At 69.8% G+C, this 13,196-nt stretch carries 9 protein-coding genes; 2 read left to right on the forward strand and 7 right to left on the reverse strand.

Annotated features, from left to right (window positions below):
- Positions 1–61: 61 nt before the first annotated feature.
- From AC24R4_RS08865 to AC24R4_RS08895, 7 genes are read right to left on the reverse strand one after another with little or no spacing between them, the layout of a single operon-like run.
- A complete protein-coding gene (locus AC24R4_RS08865; protein ID WP_487522764.1) occupies positions 62–1,072 on the reverse strand; it encodes a diguanylate cyclase in 1,011 nt (336 codons plus the stop codon).
- A 5-nt stretch (positions 1,073–1,077) separates the two neighbouring features.
- Positions 1,078–2,109 (reverse strand): chemotaxis response regulator protein-glutamate methylesterase, encoded by a 1,032-nt coding sequence (gene cheB / locus AC24R4_RS08870; protein WP_400395875.1) that lies wholly within the window; start codon positions 2,107–2,109, stop codon positions 1,078–1,080.
- Positions 2,106–4,418 carry a hybrid sensor histidine kinase/response regulator gene (locus tag AC24R4_RS08875; RefSeq protein ID WP_487522765.1) on the reverse strand — a complete coding sequence of 771 codons (2,313 nt, stop codon included), beginning with the start codon at positions 4,416–4,418 and terminating at the stop codon, positions 2,106–2,108. The genes cheB and AC24R4_RS08875 overlap by 4 nt, the downstream gene beginning before the upstream one ends.
- Positions 4,415–5,113: a chemotaxis protein CheW gene (locus AC24R4_RS08880; protein WP_487522766.1), complete on the reverse strand. Its 699-nt coding sequence runs from the start codon at positions 5,111–5,113 to the stop codon at positions 4,415–4,417. The genes AC24R4_RS08875 and AC24R4_RS08880 overlap by 4 nt, the downstream gene beginning before the upstream one ends.
- Positions 5,106–6,374 (reverse strand): CheR family methyltransferase, encoded by a 1,269-nt coding sequence (locus AC24R4_RS08885; protein ID WP_487522767.1) that lies wholly within the window; start codon positions 6,372–6,374, stop codon positions 5,106–5,108. Before AC24R4_RS08885 ends, AC24R4_RS08880 begins: the two co-directional genes overlap by 8 nt.
- The gene (locus AC24R4_RS08890; protein WP_487522768.1) at positions 6,371–6,844 is read right to left on the reverse strand and encodes a chemotaxis protein CheW; all 474 of its coding nucleotides are present in this window, start codon (positions 6,842–6,844) and stop codon (positions 6,371–6,373) included. The genes AC24R4_RS08885 and AC24R4_RS08890 overlap by 4 nt, the downstream gene beginning before the upstream one ends.
- A gap of 21 nt (positions 6,845–6,865) precedes the next feature.
- Positions 6,866–8,485: a methyl-accepting chemotaxis protein gene (locus AC24R4_RS08895; RefSeq protein WP_400395652.1), complete on the reverse strand. Its 1,620-nt coding sequence runs from the start codon at positions 8,483–8,485 to the stop codon at positions 6,866–6,868.
- Between the two features lie 288 nt (positions 8,486–8,773).
- On the opposite strand from AC24R4_RS08895, the gene AC24R4_RS08900 reads away from it, so the two are divergent.
- A complete protein-coding gene (locus AC24R4_RS08900) occupies positions 8,774–10,099 on the forward strand; it encodes a putative bifunctional diguanylate cyclase/phosphodiesterase (RefSeq protein WP_400395650.1) in 1,326 nt (441 codons plus the stop codon).
- A 272-nt stretch (positions 10,100–10,371) separates the two neighbouring features.
- Complete coding sequence (locus tag AC24R4_RS08905) at positions 10,372–13,149, forward strand: DUF6600 domain-containing protein (protein WP_487522769.1); 2,778 nt, start codon at positions 10,372–10,374, stop codon at positions 13,147–13,149.
- Positions 13,150–13,196 lie beyond the last annotated feature (47 nt).

Consider the following 13,196-nt stretch of genomic DNA (forward strand, 5'->3'; position numbering starts at 1 on the left):
GTTCTGCAGAATGCGTGCCATGCCCGCACGCGCGCCCCTTGCCCGCCGCCGCGCCGGGTCGCTACACCATCACCACCTGGTTGCGGCCATTGCGCTTGGCCTGGTACAGACCGGTATCGGCCGCCTCGACCAGCCGGCTGAAGTTGCCGTCGCTGTCGGGCACGATCACCGCACCGCCGATGCTGACCGTCACGAAGCCGCTGGTGGGAGATCCGCTGTGCGCGATGCGCAGCGTCTCGATCGACCGGCGCACCTTCTCGGCCAGCAGGCGTGCGCCGCCGGGCGATGTGGCCGGCAGGATCATCGAGAACTCCTCGCCGCCAAAGCGCGCGGGCAGATCCGCCGGCCGGGCGCAGTTGTCGCGGATCACGGTGGCCACGCGGCGCAGCACTTCGTCGCCCGCCACGTGCCCGTAGGTGTCGTTGTAGGCCTTGAAGGCATCGACGTCGATCATCAGCAGCGCCAGCTGCGTCTGTTCGCGCTGGGCGCGCTTCCACTCGGCGCCCAGGTATTCATCGAAATAACGCCGGTTGGACAGCCCGGTCAGGCCGTCGGAATTGGTCAGGCGCTGCAGCTCCAGGTTGGTCTCCAGCAGTTGCTGCTGACTCTGGCGCAGCGCGCGGTAGGCCTCGTCGCGCTGCAGCAGGTTCAGGTACGAGCGCGAGTGATAGCGGATGCGTGCCACCAGTTCGATGGTGTCGGGGAGCTTGACCAGGTAGTCGTTGGCCCCGGCGGCAAACGCCGCGCTCTTCATCGTGGGCTCTTCCTTGGTGGACAGCACGATGATCGGAATATCGCGCGTACCGGCGTTCTGGCGATAGCGGCGCACCAGCGTCAGCCCGTCAGTGCCGGGCATGACCAGATCCTGCAGGATCACGGTCGGCTGCGTGCGCTCGGCCACGGCCACCGCTTCCTCCGGGTTGGCGCAATAGTGGAAGTCGATATCGGTCTCGCCGGCCAGCGCGCGGCGGATGGCTTCGCCGATGATGGCCTGGTCATCGACCAGCAGCACCATGGCCAGGTATTCGTTGCCGGCGGCCGACGGATCGGCCGGATTCCCAAGTCTAGGCATTTCCATTACCCCTTGTTTCTTGTTGTCTCCTGCCCGCCGAAGGCCCGGATCAGCCGGGGTGCGATGCGTGGCAACGGCAGGATCTCGCTGGCCGCCCCCAGCGTGGCGGCGGCCTTTGGCATGCCATAGACGGCACTGGTGGCCTTGTCCTGCGCGATGGTCAGGAAGCCGCGCTCGCGCATGGCCTTCAGGCCCTGCGCGCCGTCACGCCCCATGCCGGTCAGCAGCACGCCCACGGCCTCGCCGCGCCAGTGCTCCACCACGCTTTCGAAGAACACGTCGATCGACGGGCGGTACAGATAGTCGCCCGGTTCGGGCGTGTAGGCCATCCGCGTGCCGCCCACCAGCCGCAGATGATCGTTGGTGCCGGCCAGCAGCACGGTGCCGGGCTGCGGCGTTTCGCCGGCGCGCGCAATGCGCACCGGCAGCGGGCTTTGCGCGTCGAGCCATTCGGCCATGCCCTGCGCAAAGGCCTCGTCCACGTGCTGCACGGCCACCACCGCCGCGCCGAACCCGGCGGGCAGGGCACCCAGCAGCGTGGCCAACGCGGCCGGGCCGCCAGCCGACGCCCCGATCGCCACCAGCCGTGGCGCGGCCGGTGCCGATGCGGCTGCCGCCCGCGGCGGCGGCGTCTGGGTGCGGCCCGCCAGCAGGCGGCCGATATTGCGGATCTTGCGCAGCAGCGGGCCCGCGGCGAGCGTGGCGTCCGACTGCGTCAGCGTTGGCGTGTCGACGGCGTCGATCGCGCCGTGACCCATGGCGTCGAACACCTGGTTGGCATTGCGCCCCAGGTCCATCGTCACCACCACGATCGCGCACGGCGTGGCCGCCATGATGCGGCGTGTGGCTTCCACGCCGTCCATCACCGGCATCAGCAGATCCATCAGGATCAGGTCGGGCGTCTGGCTGGCGGCCATCTGCACGCCCTGCTCGCCGTTGCCGGCGACCCAGACGATGTCGAGCGATGGGTCGAGTGCCAGCGCGCGGCGTAGTGCGGCCACGGCCAGTGCGGAGTCGTTGACAATGCCGATCTTCATGCGCGTGCCTCGCCGATCAGGTCCCGCACGGCATCCAGCAGCGCGGTGTCATGGAAACTGCCCTTGGCCAGATAATAGTCCGCCCCGGCCTGCATGCCGCGTTCGCGGTCCTGCTCGCGGTCCTTGTACGACACGATCATCACCGGCAACTGCGCCAGCCGCGGGTCGCTGCGGATCCGCGTCACCAGTTCGATGCCGTCCAGGCGCGGCATGTCGACGTCGGTGATGACCAGGTCGAACGCCTCGGCGCGCAGCACATTCCAGCCATCCATGCCGTCGACAGCCACGCTCACGTCGTAGCCCCGCCCGGCCAGCAGCTTGCGCTCCAGTTCGCGTACGGTCAGCGAGTCGTCGATCACCAGCACGCGCTTGCTGCGCACGACGGCCTTGTCGGCGGCCGACTGGCGTACGCGCTCGATGCGGCCTTCGGACACGAGCTTTTCCACCGAACGCAGCATGTCCTCGACGTCGAAGATCAGCACCGGCGTGCCGTCGTCGGTCAGGCTGCCCGCCGCGATATCCTTGATCTTGCCCAGCGCCTGCGCCAGCGGCTGCACCACCAGCATACGTTCGCCCAGCAGGCGATCCACGGCAATGCCGTAGACGCGCTCCTGTTCGCCAATCACCACCACGGGCGTGGTGTCGCCCTCGCGCGGCGCCTCCGGGCGCTGCAGGATCTGCGCGGCGCTGACCAGGCCCACCGGACGGCCTTCGTGGCGAAAGTGCTGATGCCGCTCGGTCTGCTCGATGGCGTCGCGCGGCACGGCCACGGCGCGATGCACGAGCCCGAGCGGAAAGGCATAGGCCTCGCCGGAGATTTCCACCAGCAGCGCGCGCACGACGGACAGCGTGAGCGGCAGTTCCAGATGGAAGTGCAGGCCGCTGCCGGGCTGCTGCGACAGCTTCAGGCTGCCCCGCACCCCGCGGACCATGTCTTGCACAGCGTCGAGCCCGACGCCCCGGCCCGACACTTCGGACACCGTCTCGCGCAGGCTGAAGCCGGGCAGCAGCAGGAATTCGAGCATCTCGGCCTGCGACAGCCGTGCGGCGGTGTCGGCCTGGGCCAGGCCACGGCGCACGATGGCCGCGCGCAGCGCATCGAGATCGACGCCGGCGCCATCGTCGAAGATCTCGATCACCAGGCGGCCGGCGTTGTGGCGCGCCATCAGCGTGATGCGTCCTTCCTCGGGCTTGCCGGCGGCACGCCGCGCGTCGGGAGACTCGATGCCATGGTCCACGGCATTGCGCAGCAGGTGGGCCAGCGGCGCATCGAGCTGTTCCAGGATGTCGCGATCGACCTGTGTCTGCTCGCCGGACAGCTCCAGGTGCACATGCTTGCCCAGCGCACGGCCCAGGTCGCGGACCATGCGTGAAAATCCGGTCATGCCGTCCGACAGCGGACGCATGCGGCACGACAGCGCCGTGTCATAGATCCGGCGCGACAGGCGGCTGGCGCGATGATCGTACTGGTCGAACTCGTCCACGCGCTGCGACAACTGGGCGTGGCCGTCTTCGAGCAGCTGGCGCACCTCGGCCAGCGCGGCACGCATGCGCGGCACCGAGCCTTCGGGCGCGTCCAGCAGCGCCTGCACGCCATCGAGCGCCTGCAGCGCGCGCATCTGCTGGCGGCGCGCCTGCTGCAGGGAGCCGCCGAACGGCCGCAGCCAGTGCGATTCGACCATGGCTTCGCCGGCCATCGCCAGCAGTCGATCCAGGCGATCGGCATTGACGCGCAGCATCCGCTCGTGCGTGCCGCCGCCGGCCGCCGGTTCCTGCGCGCTTTCGTGAGACAACGCAAGATCCGGGTCGGCCGCCGGCGCGGCGGTGTGTCCGGCGTCTTGCGGAGGTGCTGCCAGCGGTGGCGGCACCAACGTGGCGCCGGGGGGCGGCAGGGCTTCGTCGCCGTCAAGCAGCTGGCTCATCCGCGCGATCCAGGCGTCGATCTCGGCCCGGCCCTCGCCTTCGGGCCAGTCGAGGTCGCCGCCGTGCGGGTGGCCAATGCGCTGAAGCAGGTCGGTGCCTTGCAGCAGGGCGTCGATATGGGCGGGCGCCAGCACGATGCCGCCGCGCTGGGCCGCGACCAGGCAGTCTTCCATGACATGCGCCACACGCACGCCGCCATCGAGCCCGACGATCCGCGCCGCGCCCTTGAGCGAATGGGCGGCACGCATGCAGGCTTCCAGATGCGAGGCGGCGGCGGGATCGCGTTCGAGCGCCAGCAGGCCGGTGTTCAGTACCTCGGCCTGCGCGTCTGCTTCGAGCGCGAACAGGTCCAGCATCGAGGCATCGCGCAATTGCTCGGGATTCATGCCAGGCTCCGCGACAGGGCCTGGCGCAGCAGGTCGGCATCGAGCAGCCCCACGCTATGGCCGGCGTGTTCGAACAGCGCCTGCGTATAGCGCGACGAAGCGCGCGTCAGCGTGGCGGGCAGCGGCAGCAGCACGTGACGCGGCACGTGCTCGACACCCGCCACCTCGGCCACCGGCAGCGCGATGGCATTGCGGCCCTGGCCCAGGATCAGGCAGCGCGCGGCCTGCCGGTCAGCGCCTTCGGGGGCGCCGAACAGCAGCGCCAGCGATACGCAGGTCAGCAGCACCCCGCGTACCGCGGCCACGCCGATCAGGGCGGCATGGCGCCGGTGCGGCAGCGAATGCACGGGAACGGGCGCCGTGATCTCTCCGAGCGCGGCCGTGGGCAGCGCCAGCCATTCGTCACCGACGCGAAAGATCAGCAGCGACTGGCCGGCGGCGCGATCGATGCCGGTGGCGGCGTGGGCGCCGGCATTGTCGATGGTGCTGTCCCACAGGCTGCCGGCCGAAAGCGAATCGAGCACGGTCACGGCGGCCTGCGCATAGACCGGGCAGTTGCGGCAGCGCAGGTGGACGTCGAGCTTCGGGCAGGAACGGTCGCCGCCGGTGCCGATGCGGCGCCAGCAGTCGTCCACGGTGCCGGCAGCCAGGCCGGGCAGCGTGTGGGGGGCGTGTTGGACGATCGAATCAGCCATGGCTCAGTCGGGCATGTCGCTGGGCGCGCTCGCGCAGCCGGTGGGCGCCCGAGGCATCGCCCTCGCTGTCGAGCAGGGCGGCCAGATGATAGAGCGCCTCTTCGTGGGCCGGGTCAAGATACACCGCCTTGCGATAGGCGGCATGCGCATCGGCGATCCGGCCGGCCGCGTCGTGCAGCACGCCCAGCAGGCACCAGCCGTCTGGCGACGATCCATGCCCGGTCAGATACTGCTGGCACGCGGCCGTGGCGGCATCGAGTTCGCCCCGGTCGGCCATGGCCGAGATCGCCGCCAGCGGGTTGCCGGCCGGCGCTGTGGCGGTGACGCCTGTCGTCGGCATTTGCGCGGTCCGGGGCGCTGGCATGGCGGAAGCCAGCGCCGGGTGCCGGATGGAGGCCGCAGGCTTCCAGGCCGGTGGCCGTGGCAACTGTGGCCTTGCAGCCGGGGCTGTGGCAGCAGGCGCGGGATGGAACGCGAAGGCAAGCGGTACGCCGGCGCCGGGCAGCCCATCGCGCGTCAGCAGGCTGGCTTCGGCCGGCCCCACGAAGATCAGTCCGCGCGTGGCGGTCAGGCGCCGCAGTGTCTGCACCGTCTGCTGCTGCGTGGCCAGATCGAAATAGATCAGCAGGTTGCGGCAGAACACGAAGTCGTAAGGCGGTTCGTCGGCCAGCAGGCCGGGCGACATCAGGTTGCCCTGCAGCAGCCGCACCTGCGCCCGGACCTTTTCCGACAACTGGTAGCCGGTGGGCGTGGGCGCGAAATAGCGGTCGCGGAAATCGAGCGGCGCGCCGCGAAAGGCGTTGCTGCCGTACAGGCCGGCGCGGGCGCGTTCCAGGGCGCGGGCGCTGACGTCCACCGCATCCACACGGAAGCGGTCGGCCGGCAGTCCCGCATCGAACAGCGCCATGGCGATCGAGTACGGTTCCTCCCCGGTCGAGCACGGCAGGCTCAGCACGCGAAGCAGGCGCTCGCCGTCGCCGAACGCACGGTGCGCGGCAAAGCGGCCCAGCGCCAGCAGGGCTTCGCGATGGCGAAAGAACCAGGTTTCGGGGACCACTACGGCTTCGATCAGCGCCTGCAGTTCGTCAGGCACCGCGTGCAGCAGGTTCCAGTAGGCGGCGGGGTCCGCGGCGCCAACGGCCTGCCGGCGCTCGTCGACCGCGCGGGCGATCACGGCCGACCCGATCGCGGCGGCGTCCAGCCCGATGCGCTCCTTGAGCAGGGCTTCGATCTGCGTGGGGGGATGCGGCAGATCCGTCATGCGGGGTTTGCCTCCGGAAACAGCAGCGTGTGTACCGCGTCGGGCAGCAGGTTGGCCACGCGAATCCATTGCACGAGCCCGCGCGCGTCCTGGCGTACGGGGCCAAGATAACGCGCCGGGCCCGGGTCGATGCCGCTGTCGACGAACGACGCCGGGTCGCAGCGCAGGGTATCGGTGGCGTATTCGAGCCGCAGCCCCAGCAGATGCGTGGCGTCGCCAGCCGCGCCGGGGCGCCGGTAGTGGACCAGCACGGTGCGCGTGCTGGTGCGCGCGCCGGCTGTCACGCCGGTCGCCAGCGCGGTCACGTCGATCACGGGCACGGTCTGCCCGCGCCGCGTCATCAGCCCGCTGACCCACGTGGGCGACCCGGGAATCTGCTTGGTGGCGGTCAGCGGCAAGACCTCGGCCACTTCGGCGCTATCCAGCGCGTAGTAGTCGGGGCCGATGCGAAACAGCAGGAAGAGCGCCATGGGAGCGGGCGGCTGGGCCGCTCAGACCTTGAAACGCGACACGCCGCTGCGCAGTTCGTTGGCAACCAGCGTCAGTTCGTCGATGGCCTGGCTCGACTGGCGCAGCGATTCCACGGTCTGCTGCGCCGCCTCGGACAGCTGCATCAGCGCCTGGTTGATCTGCTCGGCACCGCCGGCCTGGGCCTGCATGCCTTCGTTGACCATCTGCACGCGCGGGGCCAGCGACTGCACCTGGCCGATGATCTGCGACAGCTGGTCGCCCACCTGTGTCACCTCCGACATGCCGCGCCGCACTTCCTCGGAGAACTTGTCCATGCCCATCACGCCGGCCGACACGGCCGACTGGATCTCGCGCACGATCTGCTCGATGTCGTAGGTGGCCACGGCGGTCTGATCGGCCAGGCGGCGGATCTCGGTGGCCACCACCGAGAAGCCGCGGCCGTATTCGCCGGCTTTTTCGGCCTCGATCGCGGCGTTCAGCGACAGCAGGTTGGTCTGGTCGGCGACCCGGGCGATGGTGGTCACCACCTGGTTGATATTGCCGGCCTTCTCGTTGAGCGTGGCCAGCCGGGCGTTGACCGATCCGGCGGCGTCCATCACGTGGTGCATGGTGGTTTCCATGCGCGACAGCCCCACCTGGCCGGTACCGGCCAGTCCGGCGGTCTGTTCCGCCGCGTGCGACACCTCGTTCATGGTGCGGACCAGGTCGCGCGACGTGGCCGCGATCTCGCGCGACGTGGCGCCGATCTGCGTGGTGGTGGCGGCCGTTTCGGTGGCTGTGGCCTGCTGCTGGCGGGCCGTGGCGGCGATCTCGTTGACGGAGGTCGTGACCTGGATGGCCGATCGCTGGGCCTGGCCGACCAGCGAGGTCAGCTCGCCGGCCATCTGGTTGAAGCCGGCCTCCACGGCCTGGAATTCGTCGCGGCGGTTCAGTGTCATGCGCTGGCGCAGGTCGCCGCCACGCATGGCGCCCAGCAGCGACACGATCGAACGCATCGGGGCGGTGATCGCCCGCAGCAGCAGATAGCCGCAGACCAGGGCCGCCAGCACGGCGATGGCCAGCGCCACCTCGATGCTGGTCTTGGCGGCGCTGACCGAATCGACGATGCCGGCGGCGGCCCGGTCGCTGACGGCGCCGTTGTCGTCCACCAGATCCTGCAGCGTCTTGCGGCCTTCGGCCCAGACGTCATGGGCGCCGCCGCGCAGCGCGGCTTCGGCGGCCGCCGTATCGCGCCAGCGCGTGGGATCGAGATAAGGCTGGGCAGCCTGCTCGTATCTTGCGCGAACGTCGAGGAACGCCTTGAAACGGGCTCTATCCTCTTCGCGCTGGATCGAATCGGCATACAGCTTCTGCAGCTTGTCCAGCCGGCGCGTGGCGTCCTCGGTCTGGGACAGCAGCCTGGCGCGCTGAGCTGGGTCGGACGCCGTGACGGTCTGCCAGGCCAGCACGTAGATTTCGCCCCAGACGCCGCGCATGCCGGCGCTGTAGTTCAGGCCGGGCAGTGCGTCCGTGCGCATGACCGTGGTTTCATGCTCGATGGCGGACAGGCGGTTGTAGGCTGTCACGCTCATCAGGGTCATGACCAGCAGGATGAAGGTGAAGCTTGCCAGGATGCGCGTACGGATGGTCCAGTGGTTCACGGTCGATGGAATTTCTCGTTGGGCGGACGGCCGCGGCCGGCGGGACTGGCGGGGGCGGTCTGCCAGGGCCCACACTCGGATAAGGGGTATCCCTCGAATGGGTGGTAGGCGTTTGCGGCGTAGGGTACTGTAACGTCCGGGTCATTTCAACGCCGACCGCTATCGGCCAGCCGGCGCCGTTGCGCGGCGGCGGCGCCAATTTGTAGCCCTTGCTTTTTTCAAAGTTTTCGTCACACTTGCCAGATAGCTTGAGCGGGGAAAATGTTCATCACAACTGATAGGGCAGGGATGGTGGCCAAGTCGGAGGCACAGGTGACTGGCGCCTTGCCGCCGGCGGATCTGGATCCGCTGACCGGCGTGGTCGTCCGCCAGGCATTCTTGAAGCGGGTGGAAGCACGTCTGCATGGCGAGACGACGCCCCGCTTTGCCCTGTTGCTGGTGGGCGTCGACGATTTCCGCGCCTTCAATGACATGCACGGCCACCTGGAAGGCGACGCGATCCTTCAGCATGTGGCCCGCCGCCTGCGCGACGCCTCGCCGCGCGATGCCGTGGTCGGCCGGGTGGGCGGCGACGAGTTTGGCGTGCTGCTGACCTCCATTTCCGATCCCACGCTGGTGCGCCACGTCAGCGCGGCCATCCTGTCGATGCTGTCCGCCCCCTATGAGCTGGGCGGCAACCGCCACCATGTGCTGGCCAGCCTGGGCGCCTGCGTGATGCCGGCCGGCGGCGATTCCACGGCCGACGTGCTGGCGGCAGCCAGCCTGGCGCTGGCACGGGCCAAGCACGACGGCGGCCGCACCATCCGCTTCTTCAAGCCGCAGATGCGCGCCGACGTGACGACGCGCCTGTCGCTCGTCCAGGCCCTGCGCGAAGCCTACGCCCAACGCCAGTTCGAATTGCTTTACCAGCCGCAGGTGGATTTGCGCGATGGCCGCGTGGTGGGCGCCGAGGCGCTGATGCGCTGGCGTCATCCCACGCTGGGCCTGCTGACCCCGGCGGCGTTCATCGACGCGCTGGCCGCCAGCAGCGTGGCCGCCGACGTGGGCATGTGGCTGCTGCACACGGCCTGCGCGCAGGCACGGGCGTGGTCGCTGACCTTCCCCGACGCGCCGCGCGTCGCCATCAACCTGTTTGCGGCGCAGCTGGCCGAAAGCCGGCTGCTGACCGAGGTACGCCACGTGCTGCGCGCGCTGGAACTGCCGCCCGACCGGCTGGAGATCGAGATTACCGAGACCATCGCGCTGCAACAGGGCGACGAGGTGTCCGACCAGCTCCAGGCGTTGCGCCGCGACGGGGTAACGCTGACCTGCGACGATTTCGGCACTGGCTACGCGTCGCTGAGCTTCCTGAAGTCGTTTCCGGTGGATCGGCTCAAGATCGACCAGTCCTTCATCCGCAACGTCACCCACGACAATGTGGACGCCGCCATCGTGCGCTCGGTCATCAATGTCGGCCAGAGCCTGCGGATCGGCGTGGTGGCCGAGGGCGTGGAAACGGCCGAGCAGCGCGACTTCCTGCTGCGCAACGGCTGCATCGAAGCCCAGGGTTATCTGTACGGCAGGCCGATGCCGGCCGACCGCCTGACCGACTTCCTGCGCAACCAGCCGCGCTGAGTGGCGCCGTCGCACGCCGATGCTGCGATGCAGCGTCGGTCGCCTGTCGGTCGCCTTAGTCCCCCGGGGGCCACGCCGACCGGCCCCTATTTCCTGCATCTGCAAGACTTGTATCCGCCTTTGTCCCGCATGCCAGCGCGCGGCGGCGGGGAAATATGTGCTTACAAAGTCCGGTGCACAGGCCCGACGCTCCGCCGTTATCCGATATACGGTGGCAGCGGGTGCTTGCCGCCAAGGTCGCCGGCACGGCCCACCGGAATCAGGTAATCGATATGCAATCCCGTCATCGCTTCACGCTCGTGCCAGCCGCCATCGGTCTGGCCGCCGCCGTCCTGGTCCAGGTGAACGCCCGGGCACAGGACTACAGCCCCGGCGCGCCGGGTGTGCCGCCCGGCTATATCCAGCAGGACCCCAACGATGCCAACGTACTGGGCGATCCGTCCGCGATGGTGGCCGACCCGCCATCGCGCATTGCCACGGTCACCGACATGGCCGGCGGGCTGAGTTTCGCGCCAGCCGGCTCGGACGATTGGGCGGCCGTGGGGTTGAACCGGCCGATCACGACGGGCGACCGGCTCTGGGTGGACCCGGGCGGCCGCGCCGAACTGCACGCCGGCACCACGGCGGTGCGGCTGGGCGGGGGCACTGCCGCGACGATCCTGAACCTCGACGACCGCGCCACCCAGGTAAAGCTGACCCAGGGCACGCTGCAACTGCGCGTGCGGGCGCTGCCGGCAGACCAGCAGGTGGAAGTCGATACGCCAAATCTGGCATTTGTACCGCGCGAGCCGGGCGACTACCGGATCGACGTGTCGCCCGACGGGACGTCCACGCTTGTGTCGATGCGCCATGGGAGCGCCGTGCTGTATGGAGACACCCGATCGATCGAACTCGGTCGCGGGCAACGCATGCGGTTTGCCGGCACCGACCTGGCGGACGCGGGCGCGGGCAACTATCCGCCGCCCGACAGCTTCGACCAGTGGACCGCCGCGCGCGATGCCCGCGCAGACGCGTCGCCGTCGGCGCGCTATGTGCCGCCCGACATGACCGGCTACACCGCGCTGGACGATTACGGCGACTGGCAGCAGGACCCCGGCTATGGCGCCGTGTGGTTTCCGCGCGAGGTGGCGCCGGGCTGGGCGCCTTACAGCACGGGCCGCTGGGCATGGGTGGCGCCGTGGGGCTGGACCTGGATCGACGACGCGCCGTGGGGCTTTGCGCCGTCGCACTACGGGCGTTGGGCCCACTTCGGCAGCCGTTGGGGCTGGGTGCCGGGGCCGGTGGCGGTGCGCCCCTGCTACGCGCCGGCCGTGGTCGGTTTCATCGGCACCAGCGTCCGCATCGGCGGCGGTCCGGGCGTGGCCTGGTATCCGCTGGGGCCGCGCGACGTCTACCGGCCCGTGTACCGGGCCAGTCCGCGCTATGTCACGCGTATCAACAATTTTCCGGTGAACGACACGTGGATGCGCGGCGGCGACCGTGACCGCTGGGTAAACCGCAATGTGCCGGGCGCGATCACGGGTATGCCGTCGCGCAATTTCGTGGAGGGTCGGCCCGTACCGCGCGGCAGCCATCGCGACGAATGGCGCCAGCTGCCGGCGGGCGAAGTGCGCGGCGGGCCGATCATGGCGCCGGTGAAGGCCAGCCTGATCGGCGGCGCGCGGCCGCAGGGTCTGCCGCCGATGGCGCGACAGGGATTTGAACGGCAAGCCATCGCCGCGCACCCGCCTGGGCGCGTCGGCGTGGACGACCTGGCCCGCCGTTTTGCCCGCGAGGGCGGGACGGGCGGCGCCGGGCCGGCGTGGCACGGGCCGACAGCCGGCGCAGATAACCGCCGTCAGGGTCAGCCCGCTCAGCCGGGTCGCGACGACGCGCGACGCGGCCCGCAACCGGGGCCGGCCTGGCAGCCGGACGTGCGCATGAGCCAGGCCGCGCAGGCAGGCCGTGGGCCGGGGCAGCGACCCGACGGGCTGCGCAGCGGGGTGTCGGATGCCCAGCGCCAGCAGTTCGAGCAGCAGCGTGACCAGCAGCGCCAGTTGCACGACCAGCAACGGCAGATGCAAGACCAGCAGCGGCTGTCCACGGACAACCAGCGGCAGCAACAACAGGCGCTGCAGCGGCAGATGCAGGATCAACAGCGGCAGATGCAGGACCAGCAGCGGCAATCGCAGGATGCGCAGCGCCGGCAGCAATTCGACCAGCAGCGCGGGCAGCAGGAGCGCCAGCAGCAGGACGTCCAGCGCCAGGCGCAGGAACGCCAGCGGCAGTTTGACCAGCAGCGCGCGCAACAGGAGCGTCAGCAGCAGGACATGCAACGCCAGACGCAGGAACGCCAGCGGCAGTTCGACCAGCAGCGCGCGCAACAGGAGCGTCAGCAGCAGGACATGCAGCGCCAGACGCAGGAACGCCAGCGGCAGTTCGACCAGCAGCGCGCGCAACAGGAGCGCCAGCAGCAGGACGTCCAGCGGCAGGCGCAGGAGCGCCAGCAGCAGTTCGACCAGCAGCGCGCGCAACAGGAGCGTCAGCAGCAGGACGTCCAGCGGCAGGCGCAGGAGCGCCAGCGGCAGTTCGACCAGCAGCGGGCGCAACAGGAACGCCAGCAGCAGGACATGCAGCGGCAGGCGCAGATGCGCGATCAGCAGCAGCGGCAGATCCAGGAACAGCAGCGCCAGCAGATGGAGCAGCAACGTCAGCAGGCCGCGCAGCGCCAGCAGCTGGACCAGGCGCGTCAGTTCCAGGAACAGCAGCGTCAGCAGTTCGAGCAGCAGCGGCAACAGGCCATGCAGCGCCAGCAGATGGAGCAGCAGCGCCAGGCGCAGGAGCAGCAGCGGCGCGCGCAGGAGCAGCAGCAACAGATGCAGCAGCAACAGCGCCAGGCACAGGAGCAACAGCGCCAGGCGCAGGAGCAGCAGCGCCAGCAGCAGGAACGGCAGCGGCAGTTCCAGGAACAGCAACGCCAGCAACAGCAACAGCAACAGCAGCAACAGCGGGCCCAGCAGGAACAAGCCCGCCATGCGCAGCAGCAGGCGCGTAACGACGAGCGGCGCTGATCGCCGGGTGCGGCAAAGACAAAGGGCGTCCGGTTGTGCCGGACGCC

The organism is Cupriavidus sp. CER-90 (genome assembly GCF_057652055.1).